Origin of the sequence: Microbispora rosea (assembly GCF_900156315.1) — a bacterium.
GTDB lineage: Bacteria > Actinomycetota > Actinomycetes > Streptosporangiales > Streptosporangiaceae > Microbispora > Microbispora rosea.
This window is the reverse complement of record NZ_FTNI01000003.1, coordinates 271598-287829: the sequence shown is the minus strand read 5'-3', so window position 1 is coordinate 287829 and position 16232 is coordinate 271598. Positions and strand designations below refer to the sequence as shown.

The following is a 16232-nucleotide window of genomic DNA, read 5'->3' as shown; positions in this document are numbered from 1 at the left end:
TATGCGGTATGGGCGGCGATCTTAGAGTGTCCGACCGCGAATGTCAGCGCCCCGGCGCCACGCGTGCCGCCGGTTGGGGGAGGAGACGCGACGTAGTGTGGCGGCATGACGCTGGAGCTCGACGGCAGGATCGTGAAGATCACGAATCCGGACCGCGTGGTCTTCCCGCGGACCGGGCACACGAAGCTCGACCTGATCTCCTACTACCGCGTGGTCGCCGAGGGGGCGGTGCGCGGCGTGGCCGACCGGCCGGTGATACTCAAGCGGTTCGTGCACGGCGTCGACCGGGAGGCGTTCTTCCAGAAACGCGCACCCGCCAAGCGCCCCGAGTGGGTGGAGGTCGTCGAGCTGAGCTACCCCTCCGGCCGCACGGCGGACGAGGTGGTGATCCGCGACCTCGCCCACCTGCTGTGGACGGTGAACCTGGGCTGCGTCGACCTCAACCCCCATCCCGTGCGGGCCCACGACCTCGACCACCCCGACGAGCTGCGGATCGACCTCGATCCGGTGCCCGGCGTCGGCTGGGGGGAGATCGTCCGGGTCGCCCTGGTCGCCAGGGACGTGCTGGAGGAGCACGGCCTGACCGCCTGGCCCAAGACGTCGGGCTCGCGCGGATTCCACGTCTACGCCCGCATCGAGCCGCGCTGGACCTTCCGGGAGGTGCGGCGGGCCGCCGAGGCCGTGGCCAGGGAGGTCGAGCGCCGGGAACCGGACGTCGCCACCAGCCGGTGGTGGAAGGAGGAGCGGCAGGGCGTCTTCGTGGACTACAACCAGAACGCCCGCGACCACACCGTCGCCTCCGCCTACTCCGTACGGCCGACCGGCCTGGTCTCGGCCCCGCTGGCCTGGAACGAGGTGCCCGGGTGCCGGCCGGAGGACTTCACGCTCACGTCGATGCCCGACCGGTACGCCGAGACGGGCGACCCGTGGGCCGGGATGGACGAGCGGGCGGGGTCCCTCGACGCCCTGCTTGAGCTGGCCGAGGCCCAGGGGCCGCGGCCGGACAAGCCCGCGGCCCCGCCCCGGCAGGGGCGGCGTCAGTCCGTCATGCCGCTCGTCGAGATCGCCAGGGCCGCCACGCGGGACGAGGCGATGGCCGGGCTCGAACGGTGGAAGGCCCGTCACCCCGAGGTGGCCCGCCTGTTGCAGCCGGCCGACGTCCTGGTCGACTCGATGCGGGGGCGCAGCTCCACCTGGACCAGGATCAGGGTCAACCTCCGGCACGTCCCCGAGCCCGACCGGCCGGATCAGGAACCGCTGGAGGTCGACTACGACCCCTACGGGAGAGATCAGCCGGGGCCGTAGACCTCCCACAGCTCGCCCAGGAAGAACCGGCAGAAGCGGGTCACGGCCGCCGCGCCGTCCGGCCCGGCCGTACGGAAGGTCGTGAGCATCCGTACGAGGTCGGACGGCAGGATGCGCAGCGTGCCCGTGGCGACCACGGCGGCGTCCTCGTCCCCGTCCTCCTCGACGTGCCCCTCCAGCAGGCGGGCGTGCAGGGTGGAGGTGTCCAGCCACAGGCGGGTCGGCGCGCCCGGCTGGATCTCCTTGTGCCCGGCCAGGGTGCGGGGGCGGTCGTCGGCGTCCCAGAAGTGCAGGCGGTAGCACATGCGCCGCTGCCCGGCCGTCTCCCCGGGGACGAACAGGTTGAACGAGCCCCGGGCGATCGGCCGCCGGCCCCCGCAGAGGTCGGCCTCGATCCAGCCCTCCGCCCTGCCCTCGTGCTCGGGCTCGGTGAGGAAACGGTCGATGTCGTCGATGGTGATCGTGAGCCGGAAGGCGATCGGGCATCCTCCGGCCCCGCCCCTGTGGGCCGGGCTGCGGGGCGGGCCGGGCATCAGGAGTCCTTGCATCTCCTCCACGAACCACAGCGACGTCCGGCCCTCGAACACGCTCGGCTCGTCCGCGGGCCGGGCCGTGAAGGGACGGCCCCCGGAGACGGCGGCCTGTGCCCCGCCACCCGCCTGTGCTGCGCCGGCGGCCTGTGCTGTCCCGCCACCTGCCTGCGTCTCCGGTGCTCCCATCGTCTCCTGAGCCTCCTGCGTGGCGACCGGCACCGCGCCGGCCGCCGCCCCCACCGGCACAACCCCCGGCCCCACCGCGACCGGCCCCACCGCGACCGGCGGCACGGCGGACATCCTCACGGCCTCGGCCCTCGCCACGGAAGCGGCGACGGACGCGCGGGCCTCCAGGATCCGGGTGCTCATGCGGTCGGCGAGCGCGGCGATCGTCAGCGACGGGTTGGCGCCGACCGGCCCCGGCAGGGCCGCGCCGTCCGCCACGTACAGTCCGGGGAAGCCGAAGACCTCGCCGTACGCGTCGCAGACCCCCTCGCCCGGATGGCGGCCCATCGGCGCGCCGCCCAGCGGATGCACGGTCATGACCCGCTTGCGCCACCACGGCGGGCTGTCGGCGTACTCCGCGCCGAGCACGTCGCCGATCCTGCGCATGATCGCACGCAGCCGCTCGTAGTAGTCCTCGCTGCTCTCGGCCGTCCAGTCCACGTCGAGCCGGCCGTCGCGCAGGCGCAGCCTCCCGTCGGGGACGTCGCGGCCCATGCCGAGCAGCGGCAGCGAGGTGCCCGACAGCTCGCCGCGCCCGATCAGGTCGGCGAACTCCGCCGACAGGTTGGTGTCGTGGGTGAGGATGTTGCGCAGCCGCCGCAGCAGGAACCGGGCGACCCGCCCCGGCCTCATGTCCGCGCCCTCGACCAGGTAGTCGACGAACTCGGGATAGCCGCCGTCCTCGATGTAGGCGCCGCGCCCGTCCGCGCCGTCGTCGAGGCGGATCGCGCTGGTGATGACCGGCCCGCGGCTCGCGCGGATGGGCCGGGTCCTGCTCCGGTCGGTGGCCCGCAGCAGGAACGCCAGCATGTCCCCGTTGCCGCAGAAGCGGGTGCCGAGCGTCCCGCTGAGGCCGGGGAAGGCCGCCCGGTTCTTCAGCAGCAGGTAGGACGTGCCGTAGGTGCCGGCGGCCAGGACGAGCCGGTCGCAGCTGATCGTGTGCGGCCCGGTCCACCGGGGCGGCCCGTCGCCGTCCGAGCCCGCCTCGTCCCCGCGCGGCATGTGCTCGACGTACTGCACGTCGTAGCCGCCGCCCACGCGCGGCCTGATGCGCCGCACCTCGTGCAGCGTGCGCAAATCGGCGCCGTGGTGCCGGGCGGCCGACAGGTACGTGTGGTCGAGGCTGTTCTTCGCGCCCTCGTTGCAGCCGAGGTCGCACTCGCCGCACAACCGGCACGTACGGCGCGGCACGCCGTGCAGGTTGCCGTACGCGGGACCGGCGATCGGCACGTCCTGGCAGGGCTGCGCCCCGGGCGACGGCGCGAAGCTGACCGCCAGCGGCGGAAGCCGCCAGTCGAGCCCCAGCTCGGCCGCCGCGTCCCGCATGGCGAGCGTCTTCAGCGTGTCGTCGAAGCCGGCATGGCTCAGCGGGTAGGGCGAGACACCGATCATGCGCTCGACCGCGTCGTAGTGCGGCTCGAGATCGGCCCTGGTCACCGGCCACGACTCGTAGCCGCCGCCGGGCAGCGCCTGCTCGTGGACGAACCAGTCCTCGTCCTTGCGCAGCATCACGTTGGCGTAGACGAGCGAGCCGCCGCCGAGCCCGCTGGCGACCACCGAGTCGCAGTCGGAGAAGCTCCAGATGTCGAACATCCCGTACAGGCCCTCGGCGGGGTCCCAGAAGGCGCGGCCGAGCTGGGCCGGGCCGCGCGGGAAGTCCCCCGGCGCGTACGCCCTGCCGCGCTCGAGCACCACCACCGACAGCCCCGCCTCGGCGAGGCGGTAGGCGGCGACCGCTCCGCCGAAACCCGAACCGACCACGACCGCGTCGACGTGTTCCATAGTTTCTCTCAGTGACGCGGTCAGCGACCGCTGTGCCGCTTCAGGAAGTCGAGGATGTGCGGGAAGACGTCCCGGTGCGCGTTCTTGCCGATCAGGGGGTCGATGTGCCCGTAGCCGGGCAGGACCCGCAGCTCGTGCCGCCCCGGCGCCTCCCTCGACAGGAGGCGGTGGCAGACGATGTTGGAGTCGGTGAAGACGTCGTTGTGGTCGCCCGTCAGGAACAGGATGGGCGTGTCGACGTCGGCCGCGTTGACGAGGTAGTCGTCCGGCAGCGCGGTGAACCTCGGGTCGCCCGGGTCGTGCTTCACCGCGCGCCCGGCGGCCACCATCTTCCGCACGTGCCGGTAGTAGTGCAGGTCGCTGGCGCCGTTGAGGTCGGCGAGCCGCTCGTGGAGGTGCGTGCTCGGCGTGAGGTTGCCGTGACGGTACATCGCGGGCCTGCCGCTGCCCCACATGAAACTCTGCATGTGGCAGGCGGCCTCCCGGCACTCGGGATGGAAGAAGGAGACGGCGCGGGCCAGCAGCCACCGCCGCGTCAGCGGGGGCGCGTCCCTGAACCGCGGGTCCAGGTAGGACAGGCCCGTGCCGTACTCCAGCAGCGCCGGGCCGAGGGTGAGCTTGAGGCGGGCCCAGGGGTGCACCCGGGGCGTCAGCGCGACGCTGTTGGCGACCACACTGGCGATCCCGCTCACGGCGCCGGAGAACAGGCTCATGTGGAAGCTCACCGACCCCAGGCAGTGGGCCACCACGTGGATCCGCCGCGCCCCCACGTGGCGGCGGATCTCGCGCAGTGCTGCCGGGTGGTCGTACTGGGCGATGTCGTCCAGCGTGTGCCTGCGGGTCTCCATGGTGTACGGAAACCTGTTGCTCATCCGGAAGTCCAGCGCCCACACGTCGCCGAACCCGTTGTCGTGCAGGAACCCGACCAGGTTCGTGTGCTCCGGCATGATGAACATGTCGCTCGACGAGGTCAGTCCGTGCACGAGCAGCACGACGTCGTCCTGCGCCCCCTGCGCCGGCGTGTCGTGGCTGCGGAACCGGGTGAGCTGTAACCCCAGCTCGTCCTCGGTGGCGAACGGATGAACCGTCACCTCGGCGTCCCGCACGCCGTCAAGCGTGAACCGGGGTATGCGGTGTTCCATCCGATCGCCTTTCTGCCGGGGCTACGATCTCAAGACCAGCCATAGCGGCGACATCGTGGAAAACCCGTACTTGCCGGCACTCACCGCGTGAGGGCGGTCGCCACGCCGACCCGGGAGGTCACCTCCAGCTTGGCGAAGATCCGCGACAGGTGCGTCTCCACCGTGCGGACGCTGAGGAAGAGCCGCTGGGCGACCTGCTGGTTGGTCAGCCCCTCGGCGACCAGCAGCGCCACCTCCAGCTCCCGGGGCGACAGCCCGAACCTGGCCGCCTCCCCGCCCGCGGCCGTGGTCGCGCCGCCGCCCACCCGTACGCCGAGGCGGCGCAGCTCACGCTCGGTACGCGCCTTGAGCGCGCGGGCGCCGCAGGAGTCGAAGACCTCGGCCGCGGCGCGCAGGTTCTCCCTGGCGCGGCTCCGGCCGCCGGGCACTCCGAGATGCGCGAGCCCGGCGGTGAGCAGGGCCCGGCCCGCGTCGAGCCGCCGTTCGCCCGCCGCCAGCAGGCGGGCCGCCTCCTCCGCGGCCTGGGCTGCGGCGGACGGGTCCTGACGCGCCAGCGCGTGGGCGCGGGCGAGCGCGGCGAAGCCGCAGTAGGCCGGCAGGCGCGGTTCCTCCAGCCGCACGGCGAGCGCCGCCCACTGCGCCGCCCGCGCGGCCGCCTCCGTGCCGGCCCCAGCGTCGACCCCAGTGCCGACCCCAGTGCCGGCCCCAGCGTCGACCCCAGTGCTCGTCTCGCGGGAGGCGTCCGCGTAGGCGAGCGTCTCGCACGCCTGGAGCAGCGTTCCCGGGTCCACCCGCGGCGAATCGAACCGGTTGCACGCGTCCAGCACCGCCTCGACGCCGTCGGCGAACCGGCCCGCGTTGACCAGGGCCTGTCCCCGCGCGTAGCGGGCCGTGGCCTCCCAGGTCTCGCCCGCACCGACGCCGCAGCGCACGGCCTCCTCGCCGGCGCGGACGGCCGCCTCGTCGTCGCCGCTCCACGACTCGGCCAGGCAGAGCTGGGTGAGCGCGAAGACGAGCTGCTGGCCGGAGTCGAGCAGCCTGGCCCCCTCGACGGACTCCTCGGCGGTGGCTCTGGCCTCCGCCAGGCGGCCCGTCGCCACCAGCGTCTTGGCCCGGCCCGCAAGCAGGTTGGTCAGGATGTAGGTCTGCCCGGTCGACCGCGCGACGGCCGCCGCCCGGTCGAAGTGCCGCAGCGCCTCACCGTAACGGCCCAGGTAGGACTCGGCCCAGCAGAGCCAGGCGATGGCGTCCAGCCACTCGGACAGGTGCTCGTCCGGCGCGTCCGCGAGCAGCTTGCCGGCGATCTCGGCGTAGCGCATCGCGTCGTCCGTACGGCGGGCCGCCAGGGCGGGCATCGGGCGCAGCGCCGCCACCGCGACCGCGAGGCCGGGCTCCCAGTCGTCGGCGTTGTCGGGCATCAGGTCGAGCACGGCCTGGGCGGCCCGGAAGTCCACCCGCATCATGCTCTCGGCGACCAGGCGCATCCGCATCGGCACCGCGGCGGCCGCCCGCGGGTTGGGCATCCGGCTGAGCTCGTCGAGCAGCAGCGCCCTGGCCTCCTGCGGGCGGTCGAGCTGGCGCTCCATCAGCGCGCAGACCCGGGCCGCGCGGCCCCTGCGGGGGTAGTCGTCCTCGGGCAGCATGCGCAGCAGCTCGCGGGCGGTGTCGCGGCCCTCGGCCAGCCTGCCGCTGATCCCCTGGGCCCAGCTCAGCTCCAGCATCAGGGCGAGCCGGTCCTCCCTGGCCGCGGCGTCGTCCGGCATGAGCCGCAGCGCCGCCTGCAGCCAGTGCGCCGAGGTGGCCGGCGCGTGCGCGGTCACCGCGCGGGCCGCGTCCACCAGCACCTCCACCGCCCGCCGGTCGCCGAATGACCCCGAATGCTCCACATGGTGGGCCTGTACGGTCGCCGGGGCGCCCAGCTCGGCCAGGTGGGCGGCGATCCTGGCGTGCGCGCCCAGACGCCAGCCCGCGGCCGCCGACTCGTAGACGGCCCGCCGCACGAGGGGGTGGCGGAAGCGGAACCGCCCGCCCGTGCTGCGGACGATGTCGCGCTCGACCAGCTCGTCCAGCGCGGCCAGCGTGGCGGCCGGCGGCACCTCGGCGGCCACGGCGGCGACGGCCGGCTCGAACTCGTCGGCGGCGACCGCGGCGGCCTGGGCCACCAGCAGCGCGCCGGGGGACAGGTCGCCCAGCTCGACCTGGAGCGCGGCGAGCACGGTCGGCGGCAGCTCGGTCACGTCCGTGCCGCCCATCCGGGCCAGCGCCTCCAGATAGAACGGGTTGCCGCCGCTGGCCTCGTACAGGGCCGTGCCGCGTCCCCGGCTCACGTCGGGGCCGAGGAACTGCCGGACCTCGGCCGCGCTGAGCGGGCCGACCGCGACCTCGTGGCCGCGCGGCCCGGCCGCCGCGGCCAGCCTGGCCACGCGCGGGGCGGCCTGGGCCGGGCGGTAGGCCACGGCCATCAGCACCGGGCCGGCGGGCGGGTGCCGCACGACGTGGTCGAGGAACTCGAGCGTGCCGTCGTCGGACCAGTGGACGTCGTCGAGCACCAGCAGCAGGCCGGCGGTCCCGGCCAGCCCGCCCACCAGGTGCCGTACGGCCCGGTAGAGCCGATATCGGGCCAGGCCGCTGCGGTCGTCGGCCAGCGCGGGCTCGTCGCCGGGCAGTGCGCCGCCGATCGGGGCGTCGTCGGCCGCGAGCCCGGGGAAGACGCCGGACAGCAGCGCGGCCTGCCCGGATCCCACGGTCCTGACGACCTCCTCCCGGCGGGCGTCGAGATGGTCGTCGAGCGCGTCCACGAGTGCGCTGTAGGGGAGCATCTGCTCGTATTCGGCGGCGCGTCCCCACAAAGGGGTGAAGCCGTCCCCTCCGGCCATCGCCGCGAGCTCGCCGAGCAGCCGCGTCTTCCCCGCACCCGGCTCGCCGGCCAGCGCGAGGAACTGGAACCCGTCGCGGCGGCTCGCGGCAAGCGCGCCCCGCAGCGCGGCCAGCGCGTCCCGCCGTCCGACGAGTGGCGCGGACGTGCCCGTGACGACCGGACCGGTCGTGCGTCCGTCCATTCGCACCCCACACGCGAACACGCGGGCCGCACCCGCCGGCCGCGCCGACAACACCCAGTAAATGCACTTTACAGATCACGGGACCCGCACAGGGGGCAGGTCCGGCATTGACACCCTATGGAAAGTATTCGAAAAGGAACCGGTCAGTTCGGGCGATTCCGGGATCAGAGCCGCATGGCACCGGGTACGGGACGCCTCGTTCACACGTCGTCACCGCGGAGGTGCCAGGTGCTGGACCGGATCGCCGATCCCAGGGGGCGGCGCACGCCGTACGGACCTCCCGACGCGGTGGAACGGCTGGCCGCGGCCCTGCCGAGCCACATGCGCGACGCGCTTCCCCCGGTCATCCGCCTCGGCAGCCCCTGGCCGGTGCGTGTGGACATCTTCTCTGAGGACGGCGTCGCAGAGCCGGACGCCGAGCGCTGGGTGCCCGCCGTGTCCGCGTCGGGTTCCAACGGCGACGCCCTCGACCTGGCGGTGCGCGGCGGCCGGGTCGTGGGCGTGCGCGGCCGGGCCGGCGACCGCGTCAACCACGGCAGGCTCGACCCCCGGGAGTGGCACGCCTGGCAACCCCACGCGGGCCGGCTGACCCGCCCTCTGGTCCGTGAAGGCGGGGTCCGTGACGGCGGGGTCCGCGGGGACGGGCGGCTGGTGGAGGCGACGTGGGACGTCGCGATGGACCGCGTCGTCGCGCGATCGCGGGAACTGCTCGCCCGCCCCGGCGGCTGGGGCCGTCTCGCCTTCCACACCGGCACGCGGCTCTTCCTCGAGGAGCACTACACCCTCGCCGTCGTCGGCAAGGCGGGGATCGGCACCCCGCACATGGACGGCGACACCCGCTGGGGCGCGGCGGCGGCCGCGGCCGCGCTCGCGGCGAGCTTCGGCACCGACGGCCAGCCCGGCTCGTACACCGACGTGGACCACTGTGACGCGCTCGCGCTGTGGGGACACGACTGCGCCGTCACCCACCCCGTGCTGTGGGACCGCATGCTCGACAGGCGGCTCGGATCCCGGCCGCCCGCCATGATCGCGGTGGGCCCGGAGGGGACGGCGGCGGCCCTGGAGGCCGACGTCCACCTCGACGTGCGTCCCGGCACCAACGTGGCCCTCCTCAACGGCCTGCTGCACGAACTGATCGCGGGCGGCTGGCACGACGGCGCCTACGTCGCCGCGCACACCGTGGGGTTCGAACGGCTGTGGCGGATCGTCGAGGCGTACCCCGCCAAGCGGGCGGCGGAGATCTGCGCGGTGCCGGTCGCGCGGATCGAGCAGGCCGCCGAGATCCTGGGCGCGGCCGAACGGCTGGTGTCGACCGTGGGCCCGGCCTTCCTCGGGTCCAACCAGGCGACCGCCGCCGCCTGCCAGGTCAACAACGTCCACCTCCTGCGCGGCATGCTCGGCCGGCCGGGGGCCGGGCTGTTCCAGCTCGGCGGACCCGGATGCGACGCGCTGGAGGCGGGCTCGGCCGCGGACCTGCCCGGACTGCGCAACTGGGCCGACCCCGGGCACGTGCGCGAGCTGGCGGACCTGTGGAACGTCGACCCCGCCGTCATCCCGCACTGGGGGCCGGCCACGCACGCGACCCAGATCCTCAGGTACGCCGAGCAGGGCTCGATCGGGCTGCTGTGGATCACGGCCTCCGACCCGGCGGCCACGATGCCCGGCCTCGACCGGATCCTCGCAAGGGATGACCTGTTCGTCGTCGTCCAGGGTTCCTACCTGACCGAGACCGCGCGGCTGGCCGACGTGGTGCTCCCGGCGGCGGTCTGGGGCGAGAAGACCGGCACCGTCACCGGCGCCGACCGCACGGTGCACCTGTGCGAGAAGGCCGTCGAGCCGCCGGGGGAGGCCAGGGCGGACCTCGACATCCTGCTCGACTACGCGCGGCGGATGGACCTGCGCGACCGGGACGGCCGGCCGCTCGTGCACTGGACGGACGCCGAGTCGGCGTTCGAGGCGTGGAAGGCGTGCACCAGGGGCCGTCCGTGCGACCACACCGGGATCAGCTACGACCGGCTGCGGGCCGGCGGCGTCCAGTGGCCCTGCACGCCGGCCGGCTCCCACGGCGTCGAACGGCTGTACGCCGGGGGGCGCTTCCCCACCGCGCCGGGGGACTGCCAGACGTTCGGGGCCGACCTCGCCACGGGGGCCGAGTACGGCGAGGAGCGATACCGCGCGGACAACCCCGGCGGACGGGCCTTTCTCCACGCCGCCGATTTCGAGCCGTCTCCCGAGGTGACCGACGACGATCACCCCCTGGTCCTCGCCGCCCGCCCGGGGCCGCGCGGCTGCCCGGCCCGGCCGGCCGGTCTCGGCGACGCCGTGCCCGAGCCGTTCCCCGCCGGGCCGTGCCTGGAGGTCCACCCCGGTGACGCCGCGGCGCTCGGCATCGAGGACGGCGACCTCGTCAGGGCCGAGTCGCCCCTCGGCGTGCTGGAGGCCGTCGCGCGCCTGTCGGGCGTACGCCGGGGAGTCGTGGTGCTGCCGCTCGACGGGCAGGACGAGGCCCTGACGCGGGCGGCGGCGGAGCTGACGCTCACCGCGTGGGACCCGGTGTCCCGCCGGCCGCTGCGCACGGCCGCGGCGGTCCGGCTCGTGAAGGCCGGGCGGCGCGGTGAGGCCGCCGTGGGGGAGGGCCTCTACTCGGCCGCCGCCACGCGCCTCGGCTGCGCCGCGACCGCGCGGCCCGAGGTGACGGCCGCAGCGGGGGGAGGGGAGGCGCCGGAGCGATACGAGGAGGTCTGACGTCCGCGATCGCCGGAGATGAGGTGGGTCGGCCTACCGGAAGGAAGCGACGACATATGGCCCTTGCAGGCACACGCACCGCTTGGGGGGACGCCGCCCGCGGATGGGATGAGCCGTGAGCGAGCATCTGGCGCGCTATCTGGAGACGCTGTCCCGCACGCAGCACGCGCTGTCGTCGGGATTCCGCGCGCTGCGGCGCGGCCATCCCCGCGAGTACGACCTGTGCGGCGTCTGCGAGCGCCTGGCCGCGCAGTGCCGCGATCACACCGAGCGGCTGGAGCCCTTCCTCCGGAGGTATCGATCCGGGGGCCTTCGCGATCCGCGTCCCGCGCAGTCGCAGGCGCCCGGGGTGAGGCCTCAGGGGCTGGAGGCGCCGGGCCTCGCGGCCTCCGGGTTCGACTCCGGCGGGTTCGACGTCCCAGGGTTCACCACCGGTTTCGACGCCGGTTTCGACACGGGTTTCGACGCCGGTTTCGACGCGGGTGGGTTCGATTCCGGTTTCGATGCCGGGCGCTTTGATACGGGTGCTTTCGACGCCGGCCGTTTCGACGCCGCGGGCTTTGATAGGGGCCGCCTCGATACGGGTGGCCTTGACGCGGGGGGTTTCGACGCGGGGGCTTTCGACGCCGCGAGTATCGACGGCGGGGGATTCGAGGCCGCGGGCCTGGAGACGGCGGACCTTCCGCGGGCGGTTCGCAGGGCCGTGGAACGGGAGAGGGAGGTTTCCGAGGGCTCGGAGGCCGGGACGGCACGGCGCCCCCGCGTGACGCCGGGCCCGGGCGGCGGGGACGGCGGCGGCCTCGCGCTGCTGCGGGACCTGCACGGGTTGTATCTCCTCGCCACCGGGTGCGACCTGTCGTGGAGCGTCGTCGCGCAGGCCGCCCGCGGGCTCAGGGACGACGACCTGCTCGGCCTCGCCCGCGACTGCGCCCCCGAAACGGCCGTCCAGTTGCTGTGGCTGCGCACCCGGATGCACCAGGCCGCGCCGCAGGTTCTCGTCGTGCCGTCTCGTAGTCAGGGAAACGGCGACAAAGGCCGTCATTAAGAGGAAATCTAGACAAGCATCGGGTGATTTCCGGTTTAATGGATTGTGCCCTCCGGGGAGTAATTGATAGAAGATTATCTCGGCGCCGGCGACCGGCAGGGAGCGGCCGTGCCCATCGTGATACCGGTGCTCTTGGCGGGGGCGTGCCGGTGGCGGTGGGAATGCCTCTCGCCGGAAAAGTGGAGTGCCGTGCCGCGATTTCTCGGCGGCGCCGGCCGCATTCGGTCGGCCGGCGCCGTCGACGATCATCCGACGCGGTGAGGACACGCGGGCGTTGGCGTTTCACCGCGATGACTCCCATTCCGGCATGCCGCCGGAGCGGAGCAGTCGTACGCGGCCCGCGCGGCGACCGGCGCGATCGATTGGGCGACCGACTCCCTGACGATCCGGGGGTGGCCCCGTGGCCGACGCCTCCGCTGCCGGATGCGATCGGGTGGGAAGACGACGAAACCCCGGCCTGGGCCGGGGTTTCTGTGGCTGGTGGACGATACTGGGATTGAACCAGTGACCTCTTCCGTGTCAGGGAAGCGCTCTCCCGCTGAGCTAATCGTCCGTGCCCGGATCTTGTCCGGACTCCGAGCGGAAGACGGGATTCGAACCCGCGACCCTCACCTTGGCAAGGTGATGCTCTACCACTGAGCCACTTCCGCAGCCATCGCCCGCGTTTTTCCCGGCGACGCGTGAACAACTCTAGCGGATCCCGGAGGGTGCCGGTGCCAACCGACTCCAATCTCCAGGCGCGCACGCGCCACCTGACCGAAGCGAGGCGAGACGTTGACCGGCCGGGGAGGCCACGCGCAGGATGAGGCGGCAACCGTACGCACGAGGGGGTTACGCCATGGCGAAGGTGCTCATCCTCACCGGTGACGCGGCCGAGGACCTGGAGGTGATGTACCCGTACCAGCGACTTCTCGAGGAGGGCTACGAGGCGCACATCGCGGCGCCGTCCGCCAAGAGGCTGCAGTTCGTGGTGCACGACTTCGTGGAGGGCTTCGACACCTACACCGAGAAGCCGGGCCACACCTGGGCGGCCGACGTCGCCTTCTCCGACGTGAACCCGGACGAGTACGTAGCGCTGGTGATCCCCGGCGGCCGCGCCCCCGAGTACATCCGCGGCGACCGGGACGTCCAGGAGATCGCCCGCCACTTCGCGGAAGCCGGCAAACCGATCGCCGCGCTCTGCCACGGGCCGCTGGTGCTCGCGGCCGCCGGGGTGCTGAAGGGCAGGGAGAGCAGCGCCTACCCCGCCTGCGCGCTCGACGTCGAGAACGGCGGCGGCACGTGGGTCGACAGCGAGGCGCACGTCGACCAGAACCTCGTGACCGGTCGGGCCTGGCCGGACCACCCGGCGTGGATGCGCGCGTTCATGAAAGTGCTGCGCGCCGCCGCCCCGGCGACCTGATCGCCCAGGCCGGCCCGCGGGGGCGGCTCTGCCCTGATCCGCCCCCGAACGCCGGCGGCCCCGCGCGCCACTCGTCCGGCGGTCCGCGCGGCGTGGGCCCAGGCACTAGAGTCATCCGCCATGACCGAATCCGCCCCCTATCTCACCGCGACGGCCGACGCGTACGACGCCGTCGCCGTCCTCTACGCCGATCTCTTCCGGGACTCGCTCGACCGTCTGCCGCTGGACCGCGCGGCGCTGGCCGCGTTCGCCGACTCCGTGCGGGCCGACGGCGCGGGCCCCCACGCCGGGCCCGTCGCCGAACTCGGCTGCGGCCCCGGCTATGTGACGGCGCACCTCCAGGGGCTCGGGCTGGACGTCTTCGGCATCGACCTGTCACCCCGGATGATCGAGCTCGCCCGTGAGGCGTACCCCGGGCTGCGCTTCGAGGTCGGGTCCATGCACGCGCTGGACCTCGCCGACGGCGAGCTGAGCGGCATCGTGTCGTGGTACTCCCTCATCCACACGCCACCGCGGGAACTGCCGCCGTACTTCGCCGAGTTCCGCCGCGTCCTGGCTCCGGGCGGTCACCTCTTGCTCGGTTTCTTCGAATCCGGGGGCGACGCGGTGACGGAGTTCGACCACAAGGTGACGCCCGCGTACCGATGGCCGATCGACGACCTCGCCGAGCTGGCGCGCGAGGCGGGCTTCACCGAGGTGGGACGGATGCTGCGCGAGCCTCTCGAAGGTGAGCGGTTCCGCCAGGGCCGTCTGCTGATGCGCGGACGGTAGGAGCCGGCGGGGGAAGTCCGGGCCGCGCCGAGGACTGTTTCGGGACTGATCCTGCCCGAAAACGGGCAGGAAACTTGATAGTCGGTATCAGCGCTGCGTTAGGGTCCTGCTCTGTGTCCACGGCACGGCATCCCTTCGAGGATCTGATCGGCCACCTCACCCGGACCACCTCACTGGGGCCGGGGGAGGCGGCCCGCGTGGTGGCCGACGTCCTGGCGTACTTCGGCGAGCCCGCGGAAGAGTACGTGCGGCGCCGCCACGGCGAACTCAAGTCGAGGGGGCTGACCAACGACCAGATCTTCCCCAGAATCTCCGCCGAGCTCGCGGGAAGACGTGTCGCGGCACCGGAGCTGACCCTGCGCCAGCTCCGGCGGATCGTTTACGGATAGGAGCGGTTATGTGCGGAATCGTCGCTTATGTCGGGCCGAAGGACGCGGCGCCCATCCTGCTCGAAGGTCTCCAGCGGCTGGAGTACCGCGGCTACGACTCGGCCGGCCTCGCCGTCGTGAACGCCAAGAGCCTCAAGACGCGCAAGGTCAAGGGCCGGGTCGCCGACCTGGCGGCGGCGGTTCCCGCGAAGTTCAAGGGCACGATCGGCATCGGGCACACCCGCTGGGCCACCCACGGCGCGCCGAGTGACGTGAACGCGCACCCGCACCTCGACCAGGAGCAGCGGATCGCCGTCGTGCACAACGGCATCATCGAGAACGCCGACGAGCTGCGCCGCCGCCTTGAGGGCGAGGGCGTGAAGTTCGAGAGCGAGACCGACAGCGAGGTGCTCTCGCAGCTCATCGGGCGGATGGTCAAGGAGACCGAGTCGCTGCGGGAGGCCGTGCTGCGGGCGCTGAAGAGCGTGGTCGGCACGTACGGCATCGCCGTCATCGACGAGCAGCGCCCCGGCGAGATCGTGGTGGCCCGCAACGGCAGCCCGATCGTGCTCGGCCTCGGCGAGAAGGAGATGTTCGCCGCCTCCGACGTCGCCGCGCTCATCCGCTACACCCGGCAGGTCGTCCACCTGGAGGACGGCGAGCTGGCGGTCATCAAGGCCGACGGGTTCAACACGTTCACCAGCGACGCCAGGGAGACGGCCAAGGAGCCGTTCACGGTCGACTGGGACGCCGGGCACTACGACAACGGCGGTTACGAGCACTACCTGCTCAAGGAGATCTCCGAGCAGCCCGACACGGTCGCCCGCACGCTGCGCGGCCGCATCGACGACCGGTTCCACATCGCCCACCTCGGCGGCCTCAACATGGACGCCCGCGAGATCCGTTCCTTCCGCCGCGTGAAGATCATCGGCTGTGGGTCCGCGTACTACTCCGGGCAGATGGGCGCGCAGCTCATCGAGGAACTGGCCCGCATCCCCGCCGACGCCGAGCCCGCCTCCGAGTTCCGCTACCGCAGCCCCGTCGTGGAGCCCGACACGCTGTACGTCGCGATCAGCCAGTCGGGTGAGACGTACGACACGCTCGTGGCGGTGCAGGAGCTCAAGCGCAAGGGCGGCCGGGTGCTCGGCATCGTCAACACCGTCGGCAGCGCCATCGCCAGGGAGACCGACGGCGGCATCTACCTGCACGCCGGTCCCGAGGTCTCGGTGGCCTCGACCAAGGCGTTCATCTCCACGGCCGTGGCGTTCGCGCTGCTCGCCCTGCACCTCGGCCGCGTACGCGACCTGTCGCCGGCCGACGGCCGCAGGATCTGCGAGGGCCTGCGCCGGCTGCCCGAGCAGATCAAGGAGATCCTCACGCTGGAGGACCGGATCAAGGAGCTGGCGAAGAAGTACGCCGACGCGCCGGGCATGATGTTCGTCGGCCGGGTGCGCGGCTACCCGGTGGCCCGCGAGGGCGCCCAGAAGCTCAAGGAGATCTCCTACGTCCACGCCGAGGCGTACCCGGCGAGCGAGCTCAAGCACGGCCCGCTCGCGCTGATCAGCCCCGAGCTGCCGACGGTCGCGATCGTCCCGGACGACGAGCTGCTGGACAAGAACCTCACCACGCTGGGCGAGATCCGGGCCAGGCACGGGCGCATCCTCATGGTCGGCCACCGCACCTCCGAGGCGGCCGACGACTGCATCGTGGTGCCCAAGAACGAGGTCGAGCTCGACCCCATCCTGCTCACGATCCCGCTGCAGCTGTTCGCCTACCACGCCGCCGTCGCCTTGGACCGCGACGTCGACCGTCCGCGCAACCTCGCCAAGAGTGTGACGGTCGAATAGCCCCTCCG

Annotated in this window: 10 protein-coding genes and 2 tRNA genes; 7 read left to right on the top strand and 5 right to left on the bottom strand. The window is 73.1% G+C overall.

The genetic code is table 11. The features are described 5' to 3' along the window. Positions 1-105 precede the first annotated feature (105 nt). Positions 106-1305 (top strand): non-homologous end-joining DNA ligase, encoded by a 1200-nt coding sequence (gene ligD, locus BXA11_RS06515; protein WP_076433559.1) that lies wholly within the window; start codon positions 106-108, stop codon positions 1303-1305. On the opposite strand, the gene BXA11_RS06510 is transcribed toward ligD, so the two are convergent. The 3 genes from BXA11_RS06510 to BXA11_RS06500 all read right to left on the bottom strand — a co-directional run bounded on the left by BXA11_RS06510 (position 1290) and on the right by BXA11_RS06500 (position 8046). Further along, positions 1290-3845, bottom strand: a complete 2556-nt coding sequence (locus BXA11_RS06510) for an FAD-dependent oxidoreductase (protein WP_076433557.1) — start codon at positions 3843-3845, stop codon at positions 1290-1292. The genes ligD and BXA11_RS06510 overlap by 16 nt on opposite strands. A gap of 20 nt (positions 3846-3865) precedes the next feature. After that, entirely contained in the window at positions 3866-4987 is a 1122-nt protein-coding gene (locus tag BXA11_RS06505; RefSeq protein WP_076433555.1) for an alpha/beta fold hydrolase, read from the bottom strand. A gap of 80 nt (positions 4988-5067) precedes the next feature. Next, the gene (locus BXA11_RS06500) at positions 5068-8046 is read right to left on the bottom strand and encodes a helix-turn-helix transcriptional regulator (protein WP_076433553.1); all 2979 of its coding nucleotides are present in this window, start codon (positions 8044-8046) and stop codon (positions 5068-5070) included. Positions 8047-8274: 228 nt separating this feature from the next. On the opposite strand from BXA11_RS06500, the gene BXA11_RS06495 reads away from it, so the two are divergent. Together BXA11_RS06495 and BXA11_RS06490 are read left to right on the top strand one after the other, a co-directional pair. Then, positions 8275-10791, top strand: a complete 2517-nt coding sequence (locus BXA11_RS06495; protein WP_076433551.1) for a molybdopterin oxidoreductase family protein — start codon at positions 8275-8277, stop codon at positions 10789-10791. A gap of 115 nt (positions 10792-10906) precedes the next feature. Beyond that, a complete protein-coding gene (locus BXA11_RS06490) occupies positions 10907-11836 on the top strand; it encodes a hypothetical protein (protein ID WP_076433549.1) in 930 nt (309 codons plus the stop codon). Positions 11837-12314: 478 nt separating this feature from the next. Here the strand turns inward: BXA11_RS06490 and BXA11_RS06485 are convergent. Continuing rightward, positions 12315-12389 (bottom strand) — tRNA-Val (locus BXA11_RS06485). Between the two features lie 25 nt (positions 12390-12414). Next, positions 12415-12486 (bottom strand) — tRNA-Gly (locus BXA11_RS06480). Between the two features lie 188 nt (positions 12487-12674). Between BXA11_RS06480 and BXA11_RS06475 the strand changes: the two genes are divergently transcribed. The 4 genes from BXA11_RS06475 to glmS all read left to right on the top strand — a co-directional run bounded on the left by BXA11_RS06475 (position 12675) and on the right by glmS (position 16224). Next, complete coding sequence (locus BXA11_RS06475) at positions 12675-13238, top strand: DJ-1/PfpI family protein (protein ID WP_076433547.1); 564 nt, start codon at positions 12675-12677, stop codon at positions 13236-13238. A gap of 120 nt (positions 13239-13358) precedes the next feature. After that, positions 13359-14009, top strand: a complete 651-nt coding sequence (locus tag BXA11_RS06470; protein WP_076433545.1) for a class I SAM-dependent methyltransferase — start codon at positions 13359-13361, stop codon at positions 14007-14009. Positions 14010-14122: 113 nt separating this feature from the next. Continuing rightward, the gene (locus BXA11_RS06465) at positions 14123-14398 is read left to right on the top strand and encodes a hypothetical protein (protein WP_030505148.1); all 276 of its coding nucleotides are present in this window, start codon (positions 14123-14125) and stop codon (positions 14396-14398) included. A gap of 8 nt (positions 14399-14406) precedes the next feature. Beyond that, entirely contained in the window at positions 14407-16224 is a 1818-nt protein-coding gene (gene glmS / locus BXA11_RS06460) for a glutamine--fructose-6-phosphate transaminase (isomerizing) (protein WP_030505147.1), read from the top strand. Positions 16225-16232: the final 8 nt, after the last annotated feature.